This is a genomic window from Dialister histaminiformans (assembly GCF_900103425.1).
In the GTDB taxonomy this organism is placed as follows: domain Bacteria; phylum Bacillota; class Negativicutes; order Veillonellales; family Dialisteraceae; genus Allisonella; species Allisonella histaminiformans.
On record NZ_FMXA01000026.1, the window covers coordinates 1 to 20,062 of the forward strand.

Annotated in this window: 21 protein-coding genes and 4 tRNA genes; 5 read left to right on the top strand and 20 right to left on the bottom strand. The window is 44.8% G+C overall.

The genetic code is table 11. The features are described from left to right. Positions 1-389 precede the first annotated feature (389 nt). Positions 390-465 (bottom strand) — tRNA-Val (locus BLQ79_RS07460). A 259-nt stretch (positions 466-724) separates the two neighbouring features. Between BLQ79_RS07460 and BLQ79_RS07465 the strand changes: the two genes are divergently transcribed. Continuing rightward, the gene (locus tag BLQ79_RS07465; protein WP_091365419.1) at positions 725-2,062 is read left to right on the top strand and encodes an MATE family efflux transporter; all 1,338 of its coding nucleotides are present in this window, start codon (positions 725-727) and stop codon (positions 2,060-2,062) included. A gap of 393 nt (positions 2,063-2,455) precedes the next feature. Here BLQ79_RS07465 and BLQ79_RS08210 read toward each other — a convergent pair whose 3' ends face one another. From BLQ79_RS08210 to BLQ79_RS07495, 8 genes are all read right to left on the bottom strand, one after another. Then, positions 2,456-2,662 carry a hypothetical protein gene (locus tag BLQ79_RS08210; protein WP_143270122.1) on the bottom strand — a complete coding sequence of 69 codons (207 nt, stop codon included), beginning with the start codon at positions 2,660-2,662 and terminating at the stop codon, positions 2,456-2,458. After that, a complete protein-coding gene (locus BLQ79_RS08315) occupies positions 2,641-3,390 on the bottom strand; it encodes a hypothetical protein (RefSeq protein ID WP_200779860.1) in 750 nt (249 codons plus the stop codon). Before BLQ79_RS08315 ends, BLQ79_RS08210 begins: the two co-directional genes overlap by 22 nt. Continuing rightward, positions 3,339-3,566, bottom strand: coding sequence for a hypothetical protein (locus BLQ79_RS08320; RefSeq protein ID WP_200779861.1), 228 nt, complete (start codon positions 3,564-3,566; stop codon positions 3,339-3,341). Before BLQ79_RS08320 ends, BLQ79_RS08315 begins: the two co-directional genes overlap by 52 nt. Positions 3,567-3,621: 55 nt before the next feature. Then, entirely contained in the window at positions 3,622-3,795 is a 174-nt protein-coding gene (locus BLQ79_RS08280; RefSeq protein ID WP_159427883.1) for a hypothetical protein, read from the bottom strand. An 89-nt stretch (positions 3,796-3,884) separates the two neighbouring features. Beyond that, positions 3,885-3,960 (bottom strand) — tRNA-Val (locus BLQ79_RS07480). Between the two features lies 1 nt (position 3,961). Beyond that, a tRNA-Glu gene (locus tag BLQ79_RS07485) sits at positions 3,962-4,036 on the bottom strand. Between the two features lie 2 nt (positions 4,037-4,038). Beyond that, positions 4,039-4,113 (bottom strand) — tRNA-Asn (locus tag BLQ79_RS07490). A gap of 156 nt (positions 4,114-4,269) precedes the next feature. Then, complete coding sequence (locus tag BLQ79_RS07495) at positions 4,270-4,884, bottom strand: hypothetical protein (protein WP_091365421.1); 615 nt, start codon at positions 4,882-4,884, stop codon at positions 4,270-4,272. Positions 4,885-5,116: 232 nt separating this feature from the next. Between BLQ79_RS07495 and BLQ79_RS07500 the strand changes: the two genes are divergently transcribed. Then, the gene (locus BLQ79_RS07500) at positions 5,117-6,019 is read left to right on the top strand and encodes a LysR family transcriptional regulator (protein ID WP_091365422.1); all 903 of its coding nucleotides are present in this window, start codon (positions 5,117-5,119) and stop codon (positions 6,017-6,019) included. 48 nt (positions 6,020-6,067) lie between these two features. Here the strand turns inward: BLQ79_RS07500 and BLQ79_RS07505 are convergent, their stop codons facing one another. The 8 genes from BLQ79_RS07505 to BLQ79_RS07540 all read right to left on the bottom strand — a co-directional run bounded on the left by BLQ79_RS07505 (position 6,068) and on the right by BLQ79_RS07540 (position 15,799). Beyond that, on the bottom strand, positions 6,068-6,736 hold the full coding sequence (locus BLQ79_RS07505; RefSeq protein WP_159427884.1) for a M48 family metallopeptidase: 669 nt from the start codon (positions 6,734-6,736) through the stop codon (positions 6,068-6,070). A gap of 57 nt (positions 6,737-6,793) precedes the next feature. Beyond that, a complete protein-coding gene (gene ftsY, locus BLQ79_RS07510) occupies positions 6,794-7,750 on the bottom strand; it encodes a signal recognition particle-docking protein FtsY (RefSeq protein WP_091365425.1) in 957 nt (318 codons plus the stop codon). Next, positions 7,750-11,292, bottom strand: coding sequence for a chromosome segregation protein SMC (gene smc, locus BLQ79_RS07515; protein ID WP_091365426.1), 3,543 nt, complete (start codon positions 11,290-11,292; stop codon positions 7,750-7,752). Before smc ends, ftsY begins: the two co-directional genes overlap by 1 nt. A gap of 227 nt (positions 11,293-11,519) precedes the next feature. Next, positions 11,520-12,107, bottom strand: coding sequence for a DNA-3-methyladenine glycosylase (locus BLQ79_RS07520; protein WP_091365428.1), 588 nt, complete (start codon positions 12,105-12,107; stop codon positions 11,520-11,522). Beyond that, complete coding sequence (locus BLQ79_RS07525; RefSeq protein WP_234944962.1) at positions 12,104-13,207, bottom strand: efflux RND transporter periplasmic adaptor subunit; 1,104 nt, start codon at positions 13,205-13,207, stop codon at positions 12,104-12,106. Before BLQ79_RS07525 ends, BLQ79_RS07520 begins: the two co-directional genes overlap by 4 nt. Before the next feature lie 203 nt (positions 13,208-13,410). Next, a complete protein-coding gene (locus BLQ79_RS07530) occupies positions 13,411-14,169 on the bottom strand; it encodes an amino acid ABC transporter ATP-binding protein (protein WP_091365430.1) in 759 nt (252 codons plus the stop codon). 12 nt (positions 14,170-14,181) lie between these two features. Continuing rightward, entirely contained in the window at positions 14,182-14,838 is a 657-nt protein-coding gene (locus tag BLQ79_RS07535) for an amino acid ABC transporter permease (RefSeq protein ID WP_091365431.1), read from the bottom strand. Positions 14,839-14,995: 157 nt separating this feature from the next. After that, on the bottom strand, positions 14,996-15,799 hold the full coding sequence (locus tag BLQ79_RS07540; RefSeq protein WP_200779862.1) for an amino acid ABC transporter substrate-binding protein: 804 nt from the start codon (positions 15,797-15,799) through the stop codon (positions 14,996-14,998). 196 nt (positions 15,800-15,995) lie between these two features. On the opposite strand from BLQ79_RS07540, the gene BLQ79_RS07545 reads away from it, so the two are divergent. From BLQ79_RS07545 to BLQ79_RS07555, 3 genes are read left to right on the top strand one after another with little or no spacing between them, the layout of a single operon-like run. Further along, entirely contained in the window at positions 15,996-16,757 is a 762-nt protein-coding gene (locus tag BLQ79_RS07545; protein ID WP_091365433.1) for a DUF4931 domain-containing protein, read from the top strand. Position 16,758: 1 nt separating this feature from the next. Next, entirely contained in the window at positions 16,759-17,457 is a 699-nt protein-coding gene (locus BLQ79_RS07550) for a metallophosphoesterase (protein WP_091365435.1), read from the top strand. Positions 17,458-17,460: 3 nt separating this feature from the next. Then, positions 17,461-17,694, top strand: coding sequence for a hypothetical protein (locus BLQ79_RS07555; protein WP_234944963.1), 234 nt, complete (start codon positions 17,461-17,463; stop codon positions 17,692-17,694). A 72-nt stretch (positions 17,695-17,766) separates the two neighbouring features. Here the strand turns inward: BLQ79_RS07555 and BLQ79_RS07560 are convergent, their stop codons facing one another. The 3 genes from BLQ79_RS07560 to BLQ79_RS08285 all read right to left on the bottom strand — a co-directional run bounded on the left by BLQ79_RS07560 (position 17,767) and on the right by BLQ79_RS08285 (position 19,332). Continuing rightward, the gene (locus BLQ79_RS07560) at positions 17,767-18,675 is read right to left on the bottom strand and encodes an MFS transporter (protein ID WP_234944964.1); all 909 of its coding nucleotides are present in this window, start codon (positions 18,673-18,675) and stop codon (positions 17,767-17,769) included. Continuing rightward, positions 18,675-18,938, bottom strand: coding sequence for an MFS transporter (locus tag BLQ79_RS08400; RefSeq protein ID WP_234944965.1), 264 nt, complete (start codon positions 18,936-18,938; stop codon positions 18,675-18,677). Before BLQ79_RS08400 ends, BLQ79_RS07560 begins: the two co-directional genes overlap by 1 nt. Before the next feature lie 220 nt (positions 18,939-19,158). Then, positions 19,159-19,332 (bottom strand): hypothetical protein, encoded by a 174-nt coding sequence (locus BLQ79_RS08285; RefSeq protein ID WP_159427885.1) that lies wholly within the window; start codon positions 19,330-19,332, stop codon positions 19,159-19,161. Positions 19,333-20,062: the final 730 nt, after the last annotated feature.

The window sequence follows — 20,062 nt, forward strand, 5'->3', positions numbered from 1 at the left end:
GATAGGATTTGAAGTAATGCGTATGCTTAAAAGCCATAAGGAACCAGAAGATAATGCCGTATACAACTATATCCTGAAGAAGGAGGCCGAAGGGAAAAACAAAAAGCTGTCAAAGATTGCAGGGTTAAATAAATTTTTACGAATCTACTATGTCCGGGTAATGGAAGTATACCAGTAAAGGCAAATGTTAAAGATGAATATTTCATTTTTTACTATCCTTAAGGATGGCTTATTAAGTGCGCCCCAAATTGGATGAAGGACAACTTCTCCTGTTAACAAAAAACACTTGATTTTTGTTAGCAGGTTTGTATTTTCACAATCTTTACATTCTTCTGTAAAAACAGACGGAAGGCAATAAAAAAAGCACATCCATTCTGATGTGCTTCATGTGGTGGGCGATGACAGGATCGAACTGCCGACATTCTGCTTGTAAGGCAGACGCTCTCCCAGCTGAGCTAATCGCCCATGTCTTTCAACATATGAGTATTATACTCCATTTCTTCCCGATATTCAATAGGTAATTCTAATAGCTCGTATTCTGCATCAGAAAGATGTTCACAAATCATGATTTTAAAGCCTTTCGACCGCTGAACCCCTGCTGCAGTAAATCCCCTGGTTCCCCATGATTCGCTCTCCCCTGAAATGGTATTCATAGTATTGTTTACAGTTACGCAATGCGTTATTATAGATTATCTAAAATATATAACGATACAGGAGGCATATTTTGGCTACCAAAGGATATCAAAGTAAATGGGCAGTTTTCTCCATGTCCGTCCCTATCTTCATTGAAACCGCCCTGCAGATGATGGTTCCTAACATCGATCAGTTTATGCTGAGCCGGTATTCTCAAAATTCTGTTGCCGCAGTTGGCAATGATAATGTTATTTTCAATCTGGTTATTTTATCACTGGCGGTGCTTTCACAGGCTGCTACGATTATGATTTCGCATTATCGCGGTGCACGAAATCTTACAAAAATCAGTGAAATTTGTACAATTGCTCTCTTTACCAATCTGGTGCTTGGCCTGGTGATAAGTCTGATTCTTTTCATCCGGGGAGACTGGGTACTTACTCTTCTGGAAATTCCTCCTCACATATGGGGTGACGCCATTCTTTACATGCGATGGATTGGCCTGTTTGTATTCATCCAGAGCATGTATATGGCTTTCATTTCCTTTCTGCGAGGCTTTTCACAGCTTCGTCTGACCATGTTCTGCTCTCTGGCTATGAATATAATAAACATTGCAGGAAATATGATTCTGATTCATGGCCTGGGACCTATTCCTTCGCTTGGAGTGGCCGGTGTATGCATTTCCACCAATTTATCCAAGATACTCGGGTTCCTTCTCATCATTTACTTCTTTCATAAATACACTTCGGCCAGATTATCTCTCTCTTACATGAAACCATTTCCATGGCATACTCTCCGACAGATTCTTAATCTGGGAATTCCTACCGGCGGAGAAACTTTTTCGTATCAAATGTCCCAGACTATCATTATGAAGTTTGTAAATATTTTTGGTGTCATTGTCATAAATACCAAAGTATACTGCTATATACTGGCTATGGTCAGCTATGTATATTCTCAGTCTCTGGCCATGGCTACTCAGATTCTGGTTGGTTTCTTTAAAGGAGCCGGAGCCAACCAGGAAGTCGATAAGAGAGTGAAATTTACTATTTCTGTAGCTACACTTATTTCCGGAAGTATCGCGCTGCTACTATATCTAAACTCAGATTCCATATTATCTATATTTACCAGTTCTCCGGAGATTCATGCATTGGGCCGACAGATTCTCTTCATTGAAATTTTCCTGGAAATCGGCCGGGCAGTCAATATGAGCATGGTCATGGCCCTCAATGCAGCCGGGGATGTAAAATTTCCAATCACCATCGGTATCATTTTTATGTGGTCCGTAGCCACCTTTGGATCCTGGCTGTTAGGTGTCCACTGGGGATGGGGTCTGGTAGGTATATGGATTGCCATGATGTGTGATGAATGCACACGGGCCATCCTTTTCCTCATCCGCTGGAAACAGGGCGTATGGAGGAAAGCGGTTGTATGACACCTTACAAAACAGAATAATATTTTGAACAAGTCTGAAAACTTCTGATATCCTGCGTATCAGAAGTTTTTGGCTTTATTGCAGAGAACGGCGAATTCCTTTTTCAGGGAAGCTACGGCATCCGCTCCGCCTTCCACACCGTTAAGCATTTCATAAATCTGTGCAAGTTCCATTGTCTGAATGGTCCTTTCTGCGGGTCTACCGCCAATCTATAAAACAGGGTCTTCCTGCTTTATCCAATAGAAAAGAACCGTTCTTTAACGTCTGCGATTCTCAAAAGACGTATAAACAACTCAAAACTGTTCATGCCAATACAAAAGCACCCACGTTTGTGAGTGCTTAATATCGTTCTGTTATTTTGCACTAATTATTTATATCATTGCTATAAATAGATTATATTACTTCTGGTGGGGGCAAATGATATTTCTCCCTAAGTTTTCTAAACTCTTCATTATGTCTTCTATTTAATAACCTTAATTTGCGAGACAACTTCCCATTTTCGCTGGAGTATGGATTTTCACTGTCAAACTGCTTTAGAAGTACATTGCGTTCAGACGTTGCTTTAGCAATAAATTGTTTTAATTCTTCTTCATACGACATCTCTTGCACCGCCTACATTCGAAACCATCAAGGTTAGTATCCAGTGCCTCCATTACACTTTGTTGTACATGTTCAATTATTTTACCTCCCAAAAGTGCCTCATTTATTACCTTATTATACATTTCATCATATAACTTTTCTGCTTGTGCAGCAGTAATAATAGTACCACCATTATATCTCATGGTGTAACGACCTAAGCCGCTTGTTACATCTAATTGCCCCATCGACCATGCGAAATATGCGGAAAAATCCTCTTTGCTAAAGCAATCGCCGGGGCCATCTTCGTTATCTGGATGATTATGAATCATCTTGGCTCCATTCAGTTTTTCCCCAATAGCCGAGAGATCTACAGAATCAGAATCTCCAGTAATATGATAAACCTCCCCATCTGTAGTAATAACTAATGCATATTCGATATCAGAATCCCTATGTTCTTCGCAGAACCTCCAAAACCGCGCTTCTATTGCTTTAGTATCATTATATGCTATATCGGGGTCTCTGACTACTTTCACCTTTTTCTTATCATTACTGTATCGTGATTCTCCGCTGGCAAGGCCGTGAATCCCGTTCAGTTCACTAGCATACACCTTCTCATAATGACATAAGCAATGAGGGTGTGCCGGAAGTTCCGGTGCGTTATCCTTTGGGAATATCCCAGGGCCCAGTCCGTAATCATCTACCTTAGCATATTCATCGCAGATATCTTCTGCAGGGTGCTCTCTACCCATCGATAAGCCACTACATCAGAATCATCCATAGTATCTTTCAGGAACCCCTGATACCAGGCACGGACAGATTCTGTTCTGGCTATGCGCTCAGCTACGTATCTTGATTTCTCTTCTACTGCCGTTCGTATGGCTCTTTTCAGTGCCTTATCAGAACACGACTCTACCGCATCCAGCAATTCCTTATAGGATGTTTTTAATGCCCTGTCAGGCGCTCCGTTCTGTGCGAGACGGTCAACTACATCTCGCCTTCCTCACAAGCTTCTGCAAGGCGATAACTTCATTTTTCGTCAAATCAGAACGCTGGGAGAAGTTCACCACATCCTGCAAATACTTAGGAAGCATCTGCTTTCTTACCACGTTATCCGTAGTATTGTACCCATCATAAAGGGCCCTAGCCGATTTCATGGCATGGGCCCCTTGTTTGAGCTGTTCTTTTATGATGTTTAGGTATGATTGCATAACAAAAAACGCACCGAAATTCGGTGCGTTTTTCATGGTGGGCGATGACAGGATCGAACTGCCGACATTCTGCTTGTAAGGCAGACGCTCTCCCAGCTGAGCTAATCGCCCATGGTGACCCGTGCGAGATTCGAACTCGCGAACCCGCCGTGAAAGGGCGGTGTCTTAACCACTTGACGAACGGGCCACTGGCTCCTGAAGTAGGGCTCGAACCTACGACCGATCGGTTAACAGCCGATTGCTCTACCACTGAGCTATTCAGGACTACAACGTAAACCATTATATATGTTCGCGTTGTGTTTTGCAAGTAGTTTTTTTGCGTTTTTTATCTTTTTTTCTAATTCTGAAAAATCGCTCTGTCCCCCGCCTTGTTACAGATACAATGCGGATATCACGCTGCAGCTTTTCCCTTGCTGACAATCAATAGGGCAGCTTATCTGTGCCCTGTGTTTCCTTCGTCACTACCGGACCACTCAGATTCGATGAAATATCCCCTGGAACCCGTGTATATGGGAATTTCTTCCTGAGCCGTCCAATAAGTTCCTGCATTACAGTCCGTACACGAAGCAGAGTCAGTTCGTCTTCCTTCCGAATGCTTACCCGGTCATCCCGAATCCCATTTTCCCCTTGCTTCCAGGAATAGACATCCACTGTGACATACAAAACGGTCCATGGATCATCATCAAAAAGGAATGGACGATAAAATGTATATTGTCTCCATGTGCTTACAACCGGCAGCACTACAATATCTGCCCCGGATGTTTCTCCCACGGTCTGCAAATCTTCCGGCAATACTCCGGACTCATAGGCGCTGTTGTCCATAAGCTCATAATAAGGATAACGGAAAATGCGATGCATTTCTGACGTCAGGTAGTCCGCCCCTTCCCGGCCGCTTCCGGAATATGCTGTCGGCAAAAGAAGCACCTGCCTTGTGTTTTCAAAACTTCCGGATTTGACTCCCTCTTCAGCAAAGGAAATCTGAATTCCCAGTATCACGCTGAGTATACATAAAAAAGTCAGACAGAATTTCTTCATACTTTGCCCCCTTTACCATTCTATTTATTAGATTATAAATCCATTGAATGAATAAACTCAATATATCCAGACGTTTTTCCTGTCAGCCTCACTCCATGCTGTACCTTTATCTCATAACTTTTGGGCAATCATTTTATCCCATAATGCATTTCTCTCTGCAACCTTCATTATATAAGTGTTATATATGTGGTATACTATATAAAAGAGTTTTATATGGCAGGGAGATATTTCTATGAATAATACAGACTGGAAAATCCTTATTTACCTCAAAGAAGAACGCAGTATCAATAAAGTAGCTAAACGCCTTTTTATGACACAGCCATCTCTGACATATCGTTTGGGCCAGATGGAAAAAGAAATCGGTGTTCCCTTGTTCATCCGTACAAACAAGGGCGTCCATTTTACTGATGCCGGAGACAGGCTTTATTCCTTTGCCGAAAAAGAACTGCAGCAGTATCAGGATATGAAAAATTATGTTATCCATGACCCTAATGATGTATCCGGGGTACTCCGTATTGGTGCCAGTCAGTCCTTTACTCAGTCACATATGCCGGAAATTCTCAAAGGATTTGCTGACAAATACAGAGATATCGACATATCGCTTACCAATGATACGAGCGACCATCTGGTAAAGCTTATTAAGAAGGAAGAAATCCAGCTGGCCATTATCCGTGGCACGCAGGAATGGTATGACTATAATATTCTGCTGGAACGTCAGCCTTTATACCTTATCAGCGCGGCCCCTATTGATAAGGAAACCCTGCCTCAGCAGCCAGCCATCCGCTACAACTCAGATCCTACACTGGAAGAGCTTCGGGTCCGCTGGTGGAAACAAAACTTTGATAAAGACCCCCAGTTCGTACTGGCCGTAAACGATTGCCTGACTACGGTAGAAATCGTAAACGCCGGTCTGGGCCATGCCATTGTAACCGGAGATATTCTGAAAAAGTGCAAGCCTGAAATCTACAGGCAGATGATTTATGACCGTTCAGGGAATCCGATAACCCGTTCAAGCCATCTGATCTGTAAATCAGCTATGCTTGGTTCCAGCACAGTAGCTGCATTCATTGACTTCATTAAATATTTTTTCCATGTAGATCAGAATCAGGAAGAAGATCCTGAACTTCGCGGCTAACGCAATCCGCAAAAAAGAGTGATGACCATCAGATCATCACTCTTTTTGTTATCCATAAAATTCCCTGGGAAAATGATTCAATCGTTTTCTTTTGCTGCGATACTCTTTATCCCAGGAAGCCATCAGCTGCTGAAATCTCTGATTATGACTGGGTTCAAGCAGATGTGTAAGTTCATGAATTACCACCGATTCAATCAGATCTTCCGGTTTGGCCGCCAGATCCAGAGCAAATGACAGCTTCCCATTCCTGAAGTTGCAGCTGCCCCAGCGGCTGGTCATGTTTTTGATTGTCAATTCTGATGGATGAACCTGCATAACCGCTGCCCATTTCTGCACCAGCCATACCAGAATGGGGCGAAGCTGTTCTCCCCATGCCTGTTCCAGCATCCGCTTTCTGTCCGTTTCCGGTGTAACGGTCAATACGACCTCATCCCCCTGAATTCTGCATGAACTACTGCTTCCCTGAATTACACGAAGGGTTACTTCCCTCCCCAGCAGCCAATGTTTTTCGCCTTCTGTATAGGTATATGCCCTTTGTCTGGTAGAAACCTTAGCCCAGCTGGATTCTATCCAGCTTTTTTTCTGCCGTATAAAATCCTGTACCTGAGCCTCCCGCATCCCCCAGGGTATGGTCACAAAGACCCCCTCGGGTTTTACCCGGATGGTAAGGTTCTTTACCCGTTTTCTTTTAAAAGTAATCTGCATTCCCGTTGTCACTCTCTGAAATCCCCATCATTCAGCGCCCGAATCTTCTTTTCTACCGCTTTCGACAGATTAGTTCTTTCCGGCTTCTGAATCCTTTTCCAGAATATCCCCTTCTGTTTCAAAAAGCGCTTCCGCAAATTCCCTGGCATTAAACGGCTGCAGATCTTCTACGGCTTCTCCTACACCTACCCATTTTACCGGAACGTGGAGTTCCTCATGAACAGAAAGTACTACGCCGCCTTTTGCTGTTCCATCCAGCTTAGTCAGTACTACACCGGTAACCGGTGCCACTTCACTGAATTTTTTCGCCTGGCTGATGGCATTCTGGCCTGTAGTGGCATCCAGCACCAGTAAAGTCTGGTGCGGCGCATCTGGGATAATCTTCTTTACCACACGGCTGATTTTGCTTAATTCGGACATCAGATTTACCTTGGTCTGCAGACGTCCTGCCGTATCAATTAAGACCACATCGACATCTCTGGCCTTTGCTGCAGAGACCGCATCATATGCAACCGCTGCCGGATCGGCTCCTTCCGAGTGTTTTACTATATCAGAGCCGGTGCGTTCTGCCCATACGGTCAGCTGTTCAGATGCTGCTGCACGGAAGGTATCCGCTGCCGCCAGAAGGACTTTCTTCCCCTGGTTTCTGTAATAAGCTGCCAGTTTACCAATTGTAGTGGTTTTGCCAACTCCGTTAACCCCTACGACCAGGATAACTTCGGGATGATGCATCACTTCTTCGCTTCCTTCATTATCTGCTGTCAGCATTTCTGCTACCGCATCCTTCATGTAAGGAAGTACATCTCCGGTTTCCTTAATCTTGCCTTCATGCATCCCCTGCCGGATTTTACCCATAACCTTTTCTGTGGTGGCCAGTCCTAAATCGCCACTGAGAAGCACCGCTTCCATATCATCCAGAAATTCATCATCCAGCTTAGGATATCCAACAATCACGGATTCAATATTCTGAATCAGATTCTTTTTGGTTCTGGAAAGTCCTTTTTTTATCTTATCAAAAAATCCCATTATTCCTCCTTGATATAATCGCTCACACGTACAGTAATCAGTGACGATACCCCTTTTTCTGCCATGGTAACGCCCTGTAATGTGTCTGCAAATTCCATTGTTTTCTTCCGGTGCGATATGATAATAAACTGTGTTTTCTTCTTATAGTCCTCAATCATACGGCCATATCTTTCTACGTTAGCATCATCCAGCGCTGCATCAATTTCATCAAGGAAACAGAATGGAGCCGGACTATAAGCCATAAAGGACAGAAGCAGGGCACATACGGTAAGTGCCCGTTCGCCGCCGCTCATGAGAGTCAGTGACTGGGTCTTCTTTCCTGGAAGCTGGAGGTATAATTCAATACCTCCATTAAGCGGATTCACCTTATCTGTCAGATCCAGGTGCCCTTTTCCTCCCCGGAACATTACTTTCATTATACGCCCAAATTCAACATTTATCTTCGCAAATGCCTGCCTAAACTGAGCTGTCATAGCGTCATCAATTTCATGGACAATCTTCTGCAGACCTTCTTCTGATTTTCTGAGATCTTCAAGCTGTTTATCGTAAAATGCCAGCTTCTCCATATGTTCTTCATACTCAGCTTCTCCCTGAGGGTTTACATTCCCCAGTTCTGCTATACGCTTCTCCACAGAAGCCAGCATTTTCTTTATGTCCTCTCCGGAGCCTTTTATGCGGAAAGATTCTGCAGTCTTTTCCGTAAGGCCCATGGATGTAAGCGTATCCAGTTCGCGTGACTCATCATTCCTGAAAGATTCCAACCGTGCATCCAGCCCGGACATACGGCTGTCCGCCTCAGCATACTGGGCCTGCACTTTTTTCCAGTCTTCATCGAGCGCTATACGCCTCCTGGAAAAATCGCCGGCCTGCTGTTCCAGAATCTGCCGTTTCTGTTCCATAACTTTCCAGTGCTGATCCGCTTCTTCGCATTGTTTCTTCTGTTCCTTCAGACGTACGTTGATGTCGGAGACCGCCTGCTTTTTCTTTTCTATGGCTTCCTGCAGCCGTTCCAGCGTCCGGCCGGATTCTTCGTCTGCCTCCACAAGTTTATTTATCTCTTCCTGTTTCTGCGCCACATTGGATTCAACACGGGTCAGCTGTACCCGGGCATCAGTTATCTGTTCATTCAGTGCATTGACCTTATCCTGAAGCTGCGCACTCTTTTCATCTTTTTCCGGCTGTTTTCCCGGTTTCTGCGCGTGTTCCAGCTGTTCACAAAGCTGCCTGCAGGCCTGGTCAGCCTGCTCCCATTGGCTTCTGGCCATCTCCAGAGAGTTCTTTTCCATCTGTGCGGTTTCTTCTTTCCCTGCCAGTTCTTTTTCCATTCCTTCCAGCCGGGTTTTCATGGATGCCGCTTCAATGGACCGGTTCTGCCATTCTTCCCTTTCCCTGGTGATCGCTGCCAGCAGAGATTCACATAAAGCATCCTGCTTTTCTTTCGCTGCTCGCTGCTGCCCGATTTCTTCGTGTAACGCCTTCTCTTTCGCCGCCAGCTTCTTTATTTCCGATTTACGTCCAAAATATGTATTGTCCTTCTTCCGCATAGACCCGCCGGTCATAGAACCGCCGGCATTGACTACCTGACCGTCCAGTGTCACAATTCTGAACCGGTATCGGTATTTTTTCGCTGTACGTCTGGCAGCATCCATATCTTCCGCAATGAGAATTCGCCCAAGTATGGATTGCATAATGCCGGAAATCTTTTCATCATGCTCGAACAAACTGGCTGCAATGCCACATATTCCAGGCTCCCTGGCTGCCTGTAAAATCTCCCGTACCGGATATCCGGACATAGAATCCAGCGGGTAGAACGTAGTCCTTCCGGCATGCCGGTTTTTCAGCCAGCTGATAATTGTCTGAGCCGTTTCCGATGTGTCCACCACCAGATTGGAAATCATACTTCCCAGTGCAATTTCTGCAGCTGCCGTATATTTTTCAGGAACACGGATCAGTTCTCCCAGTGGCCCGATAATATGCTGACTCCACGCCTCAGAGGCCTGCAGTACCGTCCTGGTCGTATGGGAGAAATTAACATGCTCTTCCATCTGTTTTTCCAGGTCCTTCCGTCTCAGCTGAACCTGTTTTTCCTCTGCCTGCCGTTCATTTAACCGGCGAAGCATTTCGTACCGTATGTTCTCCGCCTTGTCCCGGGCCGCTGCATCTTCTTTTCCTTTTTCAGTCAGTTGACTAAGTTTAGCCTCCAGTTCCAGATGTTTCCGGGTAAGTTCTGCTTTTTCTTTCTTTAGTTTACTGCATTCTTCTTCCAGCACCTTCCACCGCATTTCATGAGCCTGTGCTTCTCCATCCAGACGGTTCTTATCTTCCTCCCTATGATTCTTTTCCTGAACAAGGCGTTCATGCTGTGCTATGGATTCCTGCGTTGCCTGCAGCTGCCGTGCATATTCAGCCTTAGACGCAAGAAGTTTTTCCTCCAGAAGCTCTTTCTGCTGTTTAATCGCTTCCAAGTGTTCCCTGCCGCTTTGGAGTTCTGCCTGAACGGCTTCCAATTCCTCCCGGCAGGCCTCATGATCTTCCCGGCATTCCAACCGGGCCTGCTGTTCGTCTTCTCTCTGCTCTGTCAGGCGGTTCAGCTCTTCAGAGGCATGTTTCAGATTTTCTTCCTGTACTCTGCAATCTCCACGAAGCTGCTCTGCCTGTGCCTTTTTATCTGCCAGCTCACCTGAGGCCGCACTTAATGCCTTCTGATGTCCCCCCATTTCATTTTCCAGCTGTTTCTGCAGACGTCCCACTTCTTCCAGTCTGGCCATGGCTTCCTGTTTCTTTTCTTCCAGCCGAATCTGATCATTTTCATAGCGTGCCATCATACGGCGGGCTGCACTCAGTTTTAACAGTGCGGCCGTCACTGCACCTGTCTTTTTTTCCTTCTGCAGGGCACAGTACTTCCGTGCCTTTTCCGCTTCCACGCGGAGCGGCTCGCTCTGCTCTTCCATTACCGCCTTCAGGTCCAGTACACGCTCTGTATTGGCCGATGCCTTTTCCAGTTTTCTGAGGCCATCTACCTTTTTCATTCTGTATTTACTGATTCCGGCCACTTCTTCAAAAATGACACGACGTTCTTCCGGTCGGGCTGACAGAATCCGATCCACCTGATTCTGCCCGATAATCACCATGGAGCCCTTACCGATTCCTGTATTAGCCAGCAGTTCCTGTATATCCTTTAACCGGCAGGACCTCTTGTTAATATAGAATTCACTGTCCCCATTTCTGAATATTTTGCGGGTAATAGAAACTTCTGCCGTATCCAGAGGCAGTTCATGTCCGGAATTATCCAGAATCAAACTGACCATGGCTGCATTTTTAGCCTTTCTCTTTTCTGATCCAGAAAAAATGATATCTTCCGCTTTCTGTCCCCGTATGTTTCTGACGTTCTGCTCTCCCAGAACCCATCTCACTGCATCAGAAATATTGCTTTTGCCGCAGCCATTTGGCCCGACAATGACCGTCATTCCCTCTGCGAAATCAATGGTCGTCCTGTCCGCAAAAGATTTAAATCCCTGCAAAATAAGGCGTATTAATTTCATTCCTGCTCCTTTTCCCCTTTATTCGTCATATAGAAAGGAAGGTGTTCCTCCTCTGTATTTTCACTTTACAAAACACTCATTTTATTTTACCATACATTATTTTTCCTGACCGTAAAGAACCAGGTATTCCTTGCTGCTGGTGCTGGCATGACAGAACAGAATAACCACATCATGACCGGATGTTCCGATCACAATGTGGTTATCTGCCATTTCCTGTAAAGCGTAAATTATCTGGAAACCCAGGGGCTTCCTTTAAGTACAAAGCGCCAGGGAAATGTCCTGCCGTTTTCTGCATAATCAATATTAATCCGGGGTGTACATTCCACCTCCACCGGCTCATTACCTGACTCAATATACAAAGGTCCTGATGTCAAATCCATGCCATACATCGTTTTATCTATTCCCATCGCCATAGTCAGTCTGGCCGGACCGGCCGTAAGAAGCCGACCTTTTGCACGGGGCCGGTTCTTTTTCATAATCTCTATTCCTTCCAGCGGCTGTATAGCACGTAGAAGCACACCGCTGCCGGTTCCCGCAGGGCCGCATACAACATTCATGCACAGGTACATGCCATAAATGAGGTAAATATACACGTGCCCGCCAATATCAAACATCGCCCTGGTTCTTTCCGTCATACCTTTATAGCAATGAGCAGCATCATCAGGTTTCCCATCGAGAAATCCACCATAGGCTTCACATTCAGTGATTCTCCCTTTCAGAATACCTTCCGGTGTTTCATGGACCAGGATGGATCCAATGAGTTTTCTGGCCGTTTCAGGAGCATTCCCTATATAGTCCTTTCGCTGCCACCTCATTGTACATCCACAGGAGTACCTATCTCCAGCCCTTCCGGTGGATTGGTCACTACCTGTTCTCCTTCTTTAAGGCCACTCAGAATCAGCACATTATTTCCTACCTTGCCAGCGGTAACCACAGTTCTGAAATCAATGAGATTATCTGCCGTAACTATAGCCACCTGACTGTTTGGCAAAATAGCTTTGGAAGGAACAATGAAACAGGGGGCATCCTGTCCGGTTTCAATGCGCAGTTTGTAATTCTTTCCAATGACAATCTGCCCGTCCGGGTTATCTGCCTGTACACGGTAAGCACTGATTTCCTTATCCCCCTGACCTTCCTGCCGGGTAAGTTCCGCATACCAGATGTTTTTGCCATCTGTCAGTGTAACCGTCAATGTCTTGGTGTCCTTGGCCTTGTCCATCACTTTATCCAGTCTTGCCGGAAGTTCCAGATTGGCTGCCACAGGAGAATCCTGTCGAATAATCAATGCTGGTTTTCCTGCCACCGCCATCTTATCATTGGCTGCATAAACGGCAGAAACCACACCATCAATAGGAGCTCGGATACTGCAGTCAGCAATGGCTTTTTCCAGAGACTGCAGAGAAGCTGTCAGACCAGCCGGAGCGACTCCTCCGGTAGTGGTTACGGTCTGCGATGAAGCGGTGGAAGCATTACGTCCCTTAATGCGATTGTATTCTGCCCGGGTTATAATCCCCTGTTTAAGCAGGGAAGCTTCCATACTGTTGTCAATAGGTGCACCGCCCCCTGCAGACTGTACAGTAACCGTGCGTTTGGCCGATGCGGCAATCTGAGCGCGCAGCCCGGCAGCCTGTGCCTGATACTTGGATGAATCAACCTGAAACAGAACCTGTCCCGCCTTAACCTTGGTTCCTACATCCGGTATTCCCGATTGAATCTTCCCGGTAACCATAGGAATAACCGGCGCAGAATGGGCCGCTTCCGGTGTAACTGTCTGTTCAATAGTAAGAGGCACTTCAGAAAGCGATGCCGGTTCAACGGAAACAGATGGTTTCCCACAACCAGATACTCCCAGGACTACCGCAGTAACCGCCATCATGCACATAAGCCTGACAGCCCTTGTCATTTGTATTTTCATAGTCTCCCTTCCTGTTGCAAAAGATGAAGCTGCGGAAAATATACAATTCTCCACAGCTATATCATGGAAAGAACTTTTCTATTGTTTTTCCCTCGTTTACTCAAAAGTATACCACAAGTCGCGTTTTCCGGTAATCTGCACATGCAGAAATAAAAAACAGGGGCGGTTAACACCATCCCTGTTTTACTTCCAACCTTATGTGATTACAAGATGTGCTGCAGAAAGGTTTTTGTCCTTTCATTCTTTGGATGATCAAAGATTTGTTCACTGGTTCCTTCTTCGTCAATACGTCCATCGACCATGAAAAGAACTTTGTCTGATACCGAACGGGCAAAGGCCATTTCATGAGTAACTATAATCATGGTCATGTCCTCATCTGCCAGCTGTTTTATGGTCTTAAGGACTTCGCCGGTCAGCTCCGGATCCAATGCGGATGTCGGTTCGTCAAAAAGCATGATTTCCGGATTCATTGCCAGCGCTCTGGCAATAGCCACACGCTGCTTCTGTCCACCGGAAAGATTTCCCGGGTAAAAATCCCTCTTATTCCAGAGTCCCACCTTTTCCAGCAGCCGCTGAGCCACCGGAAGAATTTCTTCCCTGGTCATCCCCTTTACATATACCGGGGCCGCCATAATGTTCTCTAACACCGTCATATGCGGGAAAAGATTGAATGACTGGAATACCATGCCCATATTAAGGCATATTTTCCGCATTTCTTTTTCCGGCGCGTATACGGAATTGCCTTCCGCGTCCATCCGTGCCAGATACTGACCATTAATACAGATAGAGCCCTTCTGAATAATTTCCAGATGATTCAGGCAGCGGAGAAATGTACTCTTCCCTGCCCCCGATGGCCCTATGATGGAAACGACCTGCCCTTTTTCCATTGACAGACTGACCCCATGAAGAACCACAGAGGAGCCATATGTCTTGACAATATCTTTCATCTCTATAAATGCCATGATATTTTCTCCTTATTCTTCATATACAGCATAGTGTTTTTCTATGCGATCCAGGATCTTGGTAAGAACGAAGGTGCAGACCAGATAAAATACCGCTGCCACTATGAACGGAGTAGTATCTACATCTCTCTGTACCAGAGCACGGGTCACGCGCATCAGATCATTCATGGCCAGAACATATACCAGTGAAGTATCCTTCAGCAAAGTAATGACTTCATTGCCCAGCGGCGGAATCACCCGCTTTACCACCTGTGGGAGAATAATGTGCCACATGGTCTGCTTATAGGTAAAGCCCAGTACCTTAGCCCCTTCATACTGGCCACGGTTGATTGACTGTATACCGCCACGGAATATTTCCGCAAAATAAGCGGCATAATTGGCAACAAAGGCAATGATAGCGGAAGAAAAATCGCCAAGCTGCACTTCCATTCCAGGGATTAAAGGTAATCCATAGTAAATAAAGAGAATCTGAAGCATCAATGGCGTACCACGCATCAGATAAATGTATGCCGCAGCAATTTTTCTGAAGATTCCTATTTTCGAAATTCTGACCAGCGCCAGAAGCATTCCCAGGGGAAGGGACAGTACCAGAGTCAGAGCAAAAATTTCTGCCGATACACCAAGCCCTTCAATCATGCTCGGGAGAATCTGAATAATATAGTCTGTCATGTATTCCTCTTTCTGTGATTAAACACTCTGAGTTATAGCTTTAACAGTTTAAAGCGTGATTATTATCAATAGTAATCAGGAAGCTCTTTTTTGTCAACCGGAGATCCTGCCTCATGAATAAGGCAGCGCCTGATAAAAAGCGCTGCCCTACGTTTGATTACTGCCCTACAATAACATTTGTTCCAAACCACTTCTGACTGATCTTTGCTGCCTCGCCGCTTGCAATGACCTTCTTCATGCCTTCATTGAGCATATTAACCAGCTGTGTATTTCCCTTCTTCACACCGACACCAAACTGTTCACGCACTACAACGCCTGGAAGAATACGATACTTACCTGGTGCCTTTTCCTGATAGTAATTAGCCAGAACACTGTCGATAATGATAGCATCCATACGCTTTGCATCCAGATCCATGTAGCAGGAAGTAAAGTCCGGATACAGCTTGAAATCCTTAAAGGAATTCTTCAGATTGGCATTGGCTTCAATCGCTGCTTCACCAGTAGAACCTTCCTGTCCGCAGAGATTCTTGCCCTTGAGCTGTTCTGCTGACTGGATTGGGGAATCCTTAAGCACTACATATACCTGATCGTTATTCATATATGGATTGGTAAAATCCATCTTCTGTTTTCTTTCCGGAGTCATAGTCAGACCATTCCAGATGCAATCAATACGCCCGGAGTTCAGTTCCGTTTCCTTACTGCTCCAGTCGATTGGCTTAAATTCAATATCAACACCGGTCTCCTTGCTGATGGCTTTAGCCATATCAATATCAAATCCTACCAGTTGTCCCTTGTCATCTCTGAACCCCATCGGGGCAAAGGTATCATCCAGCCCGGCAATAATCTTAGTCGGTTTCCCGTCTGAAGCTGCCTGTTCATTGCCTGACCCACCACAACCTGCAAATAATAAAGCTGCTCCAATTGCAGCAGTTCCGATAATTGCCGTTTTCTTCCAGTTCATAATCATTGCCTCTGTCGTCTATTTCTTTATTTCTTTACTTAGTTAAATAATTAGTATGTAGAAATAATACCGTACATCTTTGCTTTTGTCAATAGGCCCTTCTTTTTTATTTTCTCTTACCATTCTTTAATCACTGATTTATATCCCCCTATGTATATCTGTTATAATGAAATAAGTCTAATCTGAGGTGATAGTTATGACATATCCAATACAGCTGAATCTGAAAGCAGGCAAGAATAAGCCCTTCACCAGTAAAAAGGATACCTGCCCATTCTGTTCACCTGATAAGCTCACCCATATTCTGGAAAAAGAGCCGGACCTGATCTGGCTTATGAACAAATATCCTATTCTCACCGGTACATGGCCAACAGTAATTATTGAATCGCTGCAGCATGACCTGGATTTAACAGATTACTCTGCTGAAAAATTGCATTCTGTTATTACGTTTGGCATGAATCACTGGCTGGATTTATCTCACAGCGGACGATTTAAGTCTGTCATTTACTTCAGAAACCACGGCCCGCATTCCGGCGGCTCCCTTGCCCACCCTCATTCTCAGATTATGGGATTATATAATCTGGATTACAGAGACAACCTGACCCCTTCTAATTTCAAAGGCCCGGTATTCTTTGAACAGGCGGACTGCCAGTGTTCTATTTCATCCCTGCCGATTGGGAATATTACAGAATTTAATGTCATGCTGAAAAAAGACGGCCACCTGTCTGCCTTTGCTGACTGTCTGCAGAAGCTGGCCCAATATCTTAAGAATGACTTTTTAATGCCTGTGGATAGTTACAACATCTTTTTCTATGAAATGGATCATATTTATGCCAAGGTTTTCCCTCGTTTTACCTCCAGTCCATTATGTCTTGGCTACAAAATTACGCCGGTACTGGAAGATTCCTATATAAACAGCATACTTACAACCTTGCGTTCACCACTTTATTTTGGAGATTAACATGAAATTATATGCATTCAGTGACTTCCATCTCTCCGGAGATCCACCAACTAAACCGATGGATATTTTTGGAGATAACTGGAAAAATCACCGTGAAAAAATAATCGAGTCCTGGACAAGTACCATTCAGCCGGAAGATACGGTCATTATGGCCGGAGACCTTTCCTGGGCCACCCATCTTCCCGATGCACTAAATGACCTGAAAATGTTAGGTTCACTTCCCGGCCGAAAGATTATTGTCCGTGGAAACCATGATTACTGGTGGGATACTGTAACCAAAATGAAACGAATGACCAATAATGCCTTTGAATTTCTTCATAACAATGCATTACAGGTCAATGATATCGCCCTGGCTGGAACCAGAGGCTGGATTCCGGAAACATCCCGGAAATTTACAGAAGACGATCAGAAGATTGTCCTTCGTGAAGAAGGCCGTATGGAACGGAGTCTGCAGGAAGCAAAAAAGCTAAACTGCAGCAAAATAATTGCTGTCCTTCACTACCCGCCATTTGATGAAAACAGACAACCTACCCACATGATGCAGCTTATTGCATCGTATGGAGTAAGTGACGTAATCTATGGGCATATTCATGGGCAGCAGAATTTCCATAATCTTCCAGAAGAATTAGGCGGCGTAAAACTTCACCTGACTTCTTCTGATTATCTGGATTTTAAGCCATTATTAATTCAGGAGTGGTAACCAATGATACATAAACTAGCTGAAAGTAAACTCCTGTCCGGTTATATCTATGGAGATAACCACACCGGAGAATATATCTATCTGCCAGGCAGTGAAATAGATTCCCATCCTCCTGTAGCAGTTTATGAGCACGATGACACCAGGGAAGACGTTTCTCTCTCAGCTGCGCTGCAGATTATTGAAAAGAGAAGCCTCCGCCTGGTATCCCATCCCGTATTTGGTCCACGCACCATATAAAATTCCACAATAAAAAGCCCGAATAGATAGTATGACTTTGTCATACATCCATTCGGGCTTTTACTATGGCTGTCATTTCTTTTTAAGGAAACGGGTACGATATATATAATAGGCAACGGCCAGGCAGACAACACCTGTGCATATAATGCCGAAGGTAACAGAATATCCCACGGACTGCACCACCATACCCAGCAAAACTGCCGCCAGTCCCACACTGATATCCAGAGACCAGAAATATGTGGATGTAGCCACCCCCGCTCTGGATGCCGGCGCCTCACGCACCGCCAGTGTCTGAAAAGCAGGACTCAGTGCACCAAAGCCGACCCCCAGTACAGCCGCTGAAATAATCAGACTGATAACGCCATGAACTCCGCTGAAAAAGAAGAAACCGGAAATAAAAAAGAAGAAACCGGGATATACTGTCCAGTCGGCACCATGATGATCAAAAAGATAACCGATCAACGGCCGGGTCAGTACAATAACGGAAGCAAACGTCATAAAGAAAATACTGGTATAGGAACCAAGATGCAGTGACTTCATATACATGGGGATGTAGGTAAGAACTCCGCCATAAGCAAAAAATACCAGTCCGCCTAATAAAGCATAAGGAAGTGCTGATGCTTCAACAAAATCACTCCAGTGAATTCCTGCCTGTTTCTTTTTAGCCGGAAGGACAATATCCTGTGGCAATTTCCGTATATTCCCCACAAGCACTGCCAGCAACCCCATAAGCGAGGTAAAAATAAACAGTCCTCGTGCTCCCATATACTGAATAAGCAAAAGCCCAACCAACGGCCCGATGACCATGGCAATATTATTGGTTACAGAAAAATAACCAATGCCCTCCCCTTTACGATTTCGTGGAAGAACAAGAACCGCCAGCGTAGCTGATGCAGTAGTTCCCAAAGCGAAAAGAATACCATGAACCAGGCGCAAGGCCAGAATCGAATTAAGCGAATGTACAAATCCAAACGCAACCATTACCAGGAAAAGGCAAGGGTTGAAAAAATCATAATTGACTTTTTATTTAATGTATCAATCAATCGCCCGGCAAACGGTCTGCAAAATACCGTACCTATCTGAAATGCAGTCATGGCCAGTCCGGCCTGGACCTCATTTCCGCCCAGATAATCCATGATAAAGATAGGCAAAGAGGCTACAAGGACATACTGAGACATAAAAAAAATGAGATTACTCCCTGACATACACAAAAATTCAGGGGACCAAAGAGAATCTTTTTCCATACTAACCTCCTATAATCAGATGATTAGTATACCTTAAATTCCAGTATACCGCAATAAATTTCAACTTTATATCCGCTTACATTTATAATGAATGATTTTATCTGCAGCACACTGTTCCCTGTGAAATAAATAAAAATACCGCTTGTCTGGCCTGCCAAATTTCGGACCAGACAATACGGTATTTTATCTGCAGTCGTATCTTCTAATCTGCCTGTAAAAATTATGCTCTTGCTTTCAGCTTTTCAACATATGCGTTAAATTTTTCAAGAACCCTGTTACGGCGTCTTTCCCTTTCTTCTAACAGAAGGTGAATTCTGTACAGGGTAAGTACGAGATTGACGCAGGAAAGAACTACCAAAGCAGCAGAAAGTAAACAACGGTTTTCCTTTTTCATAACAATCCCCTCCTATGAGCTGAATCATTTACCTCACATGGTAAGAAGAACTTCTATATAAAGTATAATCCGTACTCGCTTACAAAAGCAAGATAAAAATGAACAGCGCTCATAAGTCGGCGTCTTAACGTACTATAAATGGGTCGGTGTGATCCATAGGGAACACAAAGGGTGGATTCTGCGAATAGCTTCTTTATAAAAAGGACGAAGAGCCACCTGTTTACTTCATTCCTTCACTCTTTCAGGTGTCTTTATCTGAACCCAAAGAAATCCGGCTTGCAATAAGAAGTCTATTTTCAGAGACACAGAATATGGACATTTATCTGCCAGCCGCAATTTCCTGTTTTACGGTCTGAAAACGTACAGCTTCCGGAGGGTGAAAACCTCGGGAAGCTGTACCCTCCCAGGACTTCCTAGCAAGTACTTTCGGCCCCATTTGGTAAATTGAGACGATTTCAGCCTGCCTGCTGCTTCACTGCTGGTAAATCCGATGCCAGGCGTAACCTTTTACAGCCCGTCACCGGATTTACCAGCGTTCAGCGCATGCAGACTAAACTCACTCCGATTTCCTCAAATGGGTACGTTTTACGTTTTCTAATATTTCACGGTCGCCAGCCGTAGCTGCCTACAGGCTAACACCGGAGTTATCCGGCTTCAGCCATATCTGAGACAAACTAGCCTCAATTTCCCTAAATGGGAAATGCTGTCGTTTGTCCAACATCTCACGGTT